The following is a 7,170-nucleotide window of genomic DNA, read 5'->3' as shown; positions in this document are numbered from 1 at the left end:
GGCCGCCCCGGCGCGCGGGTCGGCCGCCTCATGGGGCGCGGGCGCGGCGAGCGCCGCCTGGGCGGCGTCAGCGGGCATGCGCTGGCTCTCGTGCGGCGGCACCGCTGTCGCGCCCGTGGGTCATGGGTTCCGGGTTCCTCGAGACGGGGAGGCTCATGCGGGCCGGCTCTAGACCTGCATGATCTCCTTCTCCTTGGCGGCGACGACCTGGTCCACCTCGGCGACGTGCTCGTCGGTGACCTTCTGCACATCCGCCGCCTGACGCTTCTCGTCGTCCTGCGAGAGCAGGCCGTCCTTCTCGAGCTTCTTCAAGGTGTCGAGCCCGTCGCGGCGCACGTGGCGGATGGCGATGCGGGCCTCCTCCGCGTACTTGTGCGCGACCTTGACCATCTCCTTGCGGCGCTGCTCGTTCATCTCCGGGATGCGCAGCCGGATGACCTGGCCTTCCGTCTGCGGGTTGAGCCCGAGGTCCGACTCGCGGATCGCCTTCTCCACCGCGCCGACCATGCCGCGATCCCAGACCTGCACCGAGAGCAGGCGCGGCTCGGGCACGGAGATCGTCGCGACCTGGTTCATCGGCATCGCGGCGCCGTAGGCTTCGACGGTGATCGGCTCGACGAGGCTCGCGGAGGCGCGGCCCGTGCGCAGGCCGGACAGGTCGTTCTTCAGGGACGCCACCGCACCCTGCATCCGCCGCCGAACGTCGTTGATGTCGAATTCGTCGCTCATCGGTCTCTCGCCCTCGATGCCGTTTCCGACCCGGCTTACGCCGATGGCGGCGCCGCATCAAGGGGCGACGACCGTCGCGGGTGCGCTGCCCTCCAGGATCGCGGCCACCGAGGAGGGCGGATGCACGCTGCCGACGACGATCGGCAGGCGCTGCTCGCGGGCGAGCGCGAAGGCCGCCGTGTCCATCACCTTGAGGTCGGCGGCGATCGCCTCGTCGTGGGTGAGGCGCTCGTAGCGCACGGCGCTCGGGTCGCGCTTGGGGTCGGCGGAGTAGACGCCGTCGACCTGCGTGGCCTTGAGCACCGCGTCGCAGCGCAGCTCCGCGGCGCGCAGCACGGCCGAGGTGTCGGTCGTGAAGAACGGGTTGCCGGTGCCGCCGGCGAGGACCACGACCTGGCCCTTGTCGAGATGGTGGAGTGCCGGCTGGCGCGCGTAGGTCTCGCAGATCGTGGGCATCGACACCGCCGACATCGTGCGCGCCGGCACGCCGGCGGCGTTGAGCGCGGTCTCGAGCGCGAGCGAGTTCATCACGGTGGCGAGCATGCCCATCGAATCGGCGGTGGCCCGGTCGATCCAGCCCGCCGCGCTCATGCGCGCGCCGCGGATGATGTTGCCGCCGCCGATCACGAGGGCGATCTGGAAGCCGGCATCGCTGGCGCGGGCGATGTCGCCGGCGAGCGCGGCCAGCGTCTGCGCCTCGAGCCAGTACCCGTCGGGCGCCTGCAGCGCCTCGCCGGAGAGCTTCACCAGAATTCGCTTGTAGGGCAGCGCCACGTCGCAGTCTCCCGTTTCTCCATGCCCCATCGGCCCGGCGGCCGGCACACTGCCGCCGCCCGGCTCCGCGTGCAAGGCGAAACGTCCGCTTTTCGCGCGCCGAAGAGGCGGCCGCGGGAGGCGGCCGGGCGGGGGCGATCGCGTGGCGCAATCAGAAGCGATAGTTCAGGCCGGCGAGGAAATTGTGCGACACGCTGTCGTACGAAGAGCCGCAGGGCGGATTGCCGCAGAAATCGTACTCGGCGCTGCCCATGAGGCCGAGGAGATACCGGCCGTCGAGGGACACGTGGGGCGTGAGCCGCGCCTCGAGACCCGCGCCGAGAACCACACCCGAGTGCGAGACCTCGATCGCCGGATTGAGAGGCACGCCGAACGACAGCGTCTGGCTCTTCACCCGCGCGTGGGAGACACCCACGACCGCATAGGGCAGGTAATCGCCGAACGCGTAGCCGACACGCGCGGCCAGCGCCCCGACGAACTGCGGCGTGACGCGCCACGACAGACCGAACGGCACGAACAGGGGGGTCGTGACGATCTCTTCGTTGCGCGTGAGCGGCACCACCAACATGGCGCCGAGCACGAGGCCGTTGGCGAACTGGTAGTCGATGCCCGCATTGATGCCGCCGACGAAGCCGTCGAGACCGAAATCCTCGGGGCAGTTCTGGCCGACGACGCCGCCGGGGCACGCCGTGACGCCGACCCGCGACGTCCGACCGCCTATCCAGGCACCGACATACGCCCCGCTCCAGCTCGCACCAGCGACCGGCGACGGTTCCTCGACCGCCCTATCGGCGGCGAGCGCGCCCCACGTCATGCCGAGGCACGCTGCAACGACGATACCGAACCTCGCGATCATCGCCCCCTCCGAGCAAGGAACCCGGGCGGAGATTACAAGCAAGCTCGGCCGCGTCGAGTACCAAGTTGCCGCACGCGAGCGGGAAAATGCGTCACGCTGCCGAGCCGGGTGACGCGGTGCAAGACGCAGAAGGGCTTCCGCTGTCGCGGAAGCCCCTGTTCGTCGCAGTCGCAGAAGCCTGCGATCAGGCCTTGACGCCGGCCTGAGCGGCAACCTCGGCCGCGAAGTCGCTCTCTTCCTTCTCGATGCCCTCGCCGAGCGCGTAGCGGACGAAGCCGCCGATCTTGACCGGCCCGCCGACCTTGCCCTCGGCCTCCTTGAGCACCTGGGCGACGCTCTTCGAGGGGTCGTGCACGAAGGACTGCTCGAGGAGGGTGACCTCCTTGTAGTAGGACTTCAGGCCGCTCTCGACGATCTTCTGGAGGACGTGGTCCGGCTTGCCGGCGTTCTTGTCGCGCAGAATCGCCGACTCGCGCTCCAGCGTGGCCGCGTCGACGCCCGACGCGTCGACCGCGACCGGGTTCGTGGCGGCGACGTGCATGGCGATCTGGCGGCCCAGCGTCGCGAGCTCGTCGGTGTTCTTCCCCGCAGACTCGAGCGCGACGACGACGCCGATCTTGCCGAGGCCCTCGGCCACCGCGCCGTGGACGTAGGAGGCGACGACGCCCTCGCCGACGCTGACCTTGGCCGTGCGGCGCACGGTCATGTTCTCGCCGATCGTGGCGATCAGCTCCTGGAGCTTCTCGCCCACCGTGCCGCTCGCGCCCGGGTAGGAGGCCGCGGTGAGGCCGTCGACGGTGCCGTCGGTGTCGAGGACGAGCTTCGCGGCCTGGGAGACGAACGCCTGGAACTGCTCGTTGCGGGCGACGAAGTCGGTCTCGGAATTGACCTCGACGACGCCGGCCGTCTTGCCGTCACGCAGCTCGACGGCCACGAGGCCCTCGGCGGCGACGCGGCCGGCCTTCTTGGCCGCCTTGGCCAGGCCCTTCTTGCGCAGCCAGTCGACCGCGGCCTCGATGTCGCCGTCGGTCTCGCCGAGCGCGTTCTTGCAGTCCATCATGCCCGCGCCGGTCTTCTCGCGCAGGTCCTTCACCATCGCCGCGGTGATGTTCGCCATGATCTCGGGTCTCCGTCATGAAAGGAGCCCGGCGGTCCGCTGGTCGGCACGCCGGGCTGATGTCGTCACGGGCGCGTTCCCACCGACATCGCAGGAATGCGACGCGGCGATGACGCTCGGGCGGATTAGGCCGCGGCGGCTTCCAGCATGGCGCGCGCCTGCGCCACCCAGCCGTTCTGCGCGATCTTGCCGTTGAGCTTGAGGTCGGCGTCGAGCGCGGCGGCCTCCTCGTCGGTCAGCGCCGCGATCTGCCAGTAGTGGAACACGCCCCCGTCGTTGAGGGTCTGCTCGAGCTCCGGGCCGACACCGGTGAGCTTCGAGAGGTCGTCGGGCGCGCCGCGCGGGGCGGCCAGGCGCTCGAACTTGTCCGTCTGCTCGGCGGTGACGTCGACCGGCGCCTCGGCCGGGCCGGCGGCGGCGGCGGGCAGCTCCTCGACCATCGGGGCCTCGGAGGCGCCGATGTCGATGCCCAGGTCACCCTGCGAGCGGGAGATGCCGTCGAGCGCGGCGCGGGCGATCAGGTCGCAGTAGAGCGCGATGGCGCGGCCGGCGTCGTCGTTCGCCGGGATCGGGTAGGTGATGCCGTCGGGGTCGCAGTTCGTGTCGACGATGGCGGCGACCGGGATGCCGAGGCGCGTCGCCTCCTTCACCGCCAGCTGCTCCTTGTTGGTGTCGATCACGAAGATCAGGTCGGGCACGCCGCCCATGTCCTTGATGCCGCCGAGCGCCCGCTCGAGCTTGTCCTTCTCGCGGGCGAGCATCAGGCGCTCCTTCTTGGTGAGGCCCTGGGCCCCGCCCTCGAGGATCTCGTCGACCTTGCGCAGGCGCGTGATCGAGCCCGAGATGGTCTTCCAGTTCGTCAGCATGCCGCCGAGCCAGCGGGAGTTGACGTAGTACTGGGCCGAGCGCTTGGCGGCGTCCGCCACCGCGTCCTGGGCCTGGCGCTTGGTGCCGACGAGCAGCACGCGGCCGCCGCGGGAGACCGTGTCGCTCACCGCCTGCAGGGCGCGGTAGAACATCGGCACCGTCTGGGCGAGGTCGATGATGTGGATGTTGTTGCGCGTGCCGAAGATGAACGGCAGCATCTTCGGGTTCCAGCGGTGGGACTGGTGGCCGAAGTGCGCGCCGGCCTCGAGGAGCTGGCGCATGGAGGTGTCGGGAAGGGCCATCTGAATCTGTTCTCCGGTTCTAGCCTCCGCGGGGCCGCGTTCCGGCTTGGTCAGCCGGCACCGGGTGCGTCGCGCCGTCAGGGCACGACATGGCTCCGCGTGTGGGATGGGCGCGCATATACGGGCTCGGGACGGCGAATGCAAGCGGTGCGAACGCGTGCGCGGCGTCCGGCCCGCTCACCCCCGCGTCGGCGCCAGCGCCCGGATCGGGTCCCCCACGCGGATCGCCCCCTCCCGCTCCACCAGCGCGACGAGTCCGCGCTTCCCCTTCGCCGCCTTGACGAAGGCGAATTCCAGCTCGCGCCGGCCGTGCGCGGCGGCGAGCTTGCGCCCGGGCTGGCGGCAGGGCGGGTTCGCCTCGGTCACGAACAGCGTCGCGCCCGACGGGAACAGGAGCCGCGTCCCCGGCGGCGTCGCGCCGAGCGCGGGCGCGCCGGAGAGGACGAGGTTCGCCCCGAGATCGGCGGGGTCGACCTCCGGTATGCCGAGCGCCTCGGCGACGACGGCGAGCTCCTCCACCGACACGAGCGACACCTGCCGCGTGTTGGCGATCGGCGTGCCGCGGACGTGCCAGGGCGTGCGCGCGTCCGCCTTGCGCACGAGCCCGTGATGGAGATCGCCCGAGAGGCCGCCGAAGACGAGCGCGGCCTCGGGGACGGGACGGGTGCGGAAGTCGGGGCCGGGGGCGAGGAGGAGGGCGGCGAGGTGCACGGGCGGGCTCAGGTGGCTGCGAGGCGCTCGAGGCGCGCGATCCAGGCGTCGAAGCGCGGGCAGGCCGCGCGCATGGGCTCGAGCCCGATGCGCGCGCAGATCGGTGGCGCGTGGCGCAGCTTGGTGCGCGGCTCGTAGCGTTCGGCGAGGTCGCGGGTCCAGTCGGCGAGGCGCTTCGAGGGCGCGGTAGCTGGTCCGTCGTTCAGGTCCTCGGGCCCACCGAGCGGCGCCAGCGCGCGTCCGATGGTGCGGACGAGACCGGGCTGCGCGAAATGCGCTGCCAGCACGTCCGGCGCGCTCAGCAGGAGCGCCTCGAATTCGTGGCGCTGCACGTAGGGAATGAGGTTGGGCGGCGCGCCTAGAGCCTCGTGGATGCGCGCCTCCAGCGCCTCCGCGCTCTCGCCCGCGGCGCGCCCGCCGCAGGCGTAGAGATCGTAGAAGGTGGTGACGTGGCCGTCCGGGAACCCGGCGAGGAGTTGCCGGAGCTGGCCGCGCACGCGGTCGAGGTTCACCCCGCCGCCGCGCGCGCGGCTCCCGTCGGCGTTGCGGCCGGTCGTGATGAGGACGGGTTGCGGCAAGATGCCGAGGGCTTCGAGGTGCGGCGCGAGCACGTCCTTGACGAAGCGCTCCTCGGTCTGGCCCTCGACGTGGACCGCGAGACGGGCCATCAGGGCCGACCTCCGATGAGGTTCCTCTCCCACAGGTCGCCGATGCCGTGATCGGAAGCCCAGGGCGCTACCTCCGCCTCCGTGAGGCGCCGGAAGGTGGAGGCGTCCTTCACGCGATCGACCATGATCACGTCGCGCCAGCCGAAATGATTGGCGAAGGTCGGCGACTGGGTGGCGGCGATGATCTGCACCCGCGGGGCGACCTCGTGCATGAGCGCCGCGAGCTCCGCGAGCGCCGCCGGATGGAGGCCGAGCTCGGGCTCGTCGAGCACGATGGTCGAGGGCGGGTCGGGCTGGAGCAGCAGCGCGGCGAGCGCGACGAAGCGCAGCGTGCCGTCGGACAGGTCCGACACGTCGAACAGCGGATCGCGCCCCCGATGGCGCCAGCGCAGGCGGATCGTATCGGGGTTGAGCGCCTCCGGCCGCAGGACGAAGCCGCCGAAGAAGGGGGCGACCCGGCGCAGCGCGGCGGTGACGGCCGCGAGGACGTCGGGCCCCTTCTCTTGCAGGTAGTAGAGGAAAGCCGCGAGGTTGCCGCCGTCCGCGTCGAGCCGCTCGGGCTCGGTGAGGCGCGAGAGACTGCGCAGGGGTGCGAAGGCCGACGTGTCGTGGAAGTGGTAGACGCGCCAGTTCTCGATCGGCTCGTAGATGTATTTGGAAACCTGGCCGCCGCTCAGCGGGCGCCTAAGCCGCGTCTCGGCTTGGCCGGGATGGTTGATCGTGTGCTCGAACTGGAGATACTTGCACCGTTCGTCCGCGAAGACGAGCCCACCCTCTGTCGTCGGCTCGAGAGTGGCGGAATATTCGTTTCGGTCCGAACGGAACCGGATCTCGAGCTTCTCGGTCGTCTTCGGCCCGAAGAACAAGAGCTTGTCGAGCCCGCCCTGCTTCGCGACGTAGTCCTGCAGCTCCTCGCGGGCGAGGCGGGCGATGAAGGGAAAGAAGCCGACGAAGTTGCTCTTGCCCGCGCCGTTCGGGCCCAACACGATGTTGATGTCCGCGAACGCGAGCGCGTCGATCGCGCGGATCGACTTGAAGCCCTTCAAGGTGAGCGTCTCGAGCTTCCGGAACTTGTTCTGCATCGCATCCGTGCCGATGGCGCACGCCTCGCCGGGCGGCGCGATCGCCCGCTCCCACGCAGGATCG

8 protein-coding genes are annotated in these 7,170 nt (G+C 70.9%); all 8 read right to left on the bottom strand.

Translation table 11 applies throughout. The features are described 5' to 3' along the window. Nucleotides 1-168: 168 nt before the first annotated feature. Nucleotides 169-729, bottom strand: coding sequence for a ribosome recycling factor (frr, locus tag ACTZWW_RS09240; protein ID WP_444780658.1), 561 nt, complete (start codon nucleotides 727-729; stop codon nucleotides 169-171). A 57-nt stretch (nucleotides 730-786) separates the two neighbouring features. Further along, complete coding sequence (pyrH, locus tag ACTZWW_RS09235; protein ID WP_444780657.1) at nucleotides 787-1,503, bottom strand: UMP kinase; 717 nt, start codon at nucleotides 1,501-1,503, stop codon at nucleotides 787-789. Between the two features lie 151 nt (nucleotides 1,504-1,654). Further along, the gene (locus ACTZWW_RS09230; RefSeq protein ID WP_444780656.1) at nucleotides 1,655-2,359 is read right to left on the bottom strand and encodes an outer membrane protein; all 705 of its coding nucleotides are present in this window, start codon (nucleotides 2,357-2,359) and stop codon (nucleotides 1,655-1,657) included. 184 nt (nucleotides 2,360-2,543) lie between these two features. Next, nucleotides 2,544-3,476, bottom strand: coding sequence for a translation elongation factor Ts (gene tsf / locus ACTZWW_RS09225; RefSeq protein ID WP_444780655.1), 933 nt, complete (start codon nucleotides 3,474-3,476; stop codon nucleotides 2,544-2,546). A 125-nt stretch (nucleotides 3,477-3,601) separates the two neighbouring features. After that, nucleotides 3,602-4,645: a 30S ribosomal protein S2 gene (locus tag ACTZWW_RS09220; protein ID WP_444780654.1), complete on the bottom strand. Its 1,044-nt coding sequence runs from the start codon at nucleotides 4,643-4,645 to the stop codon at nucleotides 3,602-3,604. Between the two features lie 177 nt (nucleotides 4,646-4,822). Continuing rightward, entirely contained in the window at nucleotides 4,823-5,356 is a 534-nt protein-coding gene (locus ACTZWW_RS09215) for an MOSC domain-containing protein (protein WP_444780653.1), read from the bottom strand. An 8-nt stretch (nucleotides 5,357-5,364) separates the two neighbouring features. Then, complete coding sequence (locus ACTZWW_RS09210; protein ID WP_444780652.1) at nucleotides 5,365-6,024, bottom strand: DUF4276 family protein; 660 nt, start codon at nucleotides 6,022-6,024, stop codon at nucleotides 5,365-5,367. Further along, the gene (locus tag ACTZWW_RS09205; RefSeq protein ID WP_444780651.1) at nucleotides 6,024-7,106 is read right to left on the bottom strand and encodes an AAA family ATPase; all 1,083 of its coding nucleotides are present in this window, start codon (nucleotides 7,104-7,106) and stop codon (nucleotides 6,024-6,026) included. Before ACTZWW_RS09205 ends, ACTZWW_RS09210 begins: the two co-directional genes overlap by 1 nt. Nucleotides 7,107-7,170 lie beyond the last annotated feature (64 nt).

Source organism: Salinarimonas sp. NSM (assembly GCF_052380005.1).
GTDB lineage: Bacteria > Pseudomonadota > Alphaproteobacteria > Rhizobiales > Beijerinckiaceae > Salinarimonas.
The sequence above is the reverse complement of the archived record's forward strand: the minus strand, read 5'-3'. Positions and strand labels throughout refer to the sequence as shown.

Excerpts from the sequence above, each read along its gene's own strand:
- frr (WP_444780658.1), bottom strand. The coding sequence starts at position 729 with ATGAGCGACGAATTCGACATCAACGACGTTCGGCGGCGGATGCAGGGT.
- ACTZWW_RS09230 (WP_444780656.1), bottom strand. The coding sequence starts at position 2,359 with ATGATCGCGAGGTTCGGTATCGTCGTTGCAGCGTGCCTCGGCATGACG.
- tsf (WP_444780655.1), bottom strand. The coding sequence starts at position 3,476 with ATGGCGAACATCACCGCGGCGATGGTGAAGGACCTGCGCGAGAAGACC.
- ACTZWW_RS09220 (WP_444780654.1), bottom strand. The coding sequence starts at position 4,645 with ATGGCCCTTCCCGACACCTCCATGCGCCAGCTCCTCGAGGCCGGCGCG.
- ACTZWW_RS09210 (WP_444780652.1), bottom strand. The coding sequence starts at position 6,024 with ATGGCCCGTCTCGCGGTCCACGTCGAGGGCCAGACCGAGGAGCGCTTC.
- ACTZWW_RS09205 (WP_444780651.1), bottom strand. The coding sequence starts at position 7,106 with ATGCAGAACAAGTTCCGGAAGCTCGAGACGCTCACCTTGAAGGGCTTC.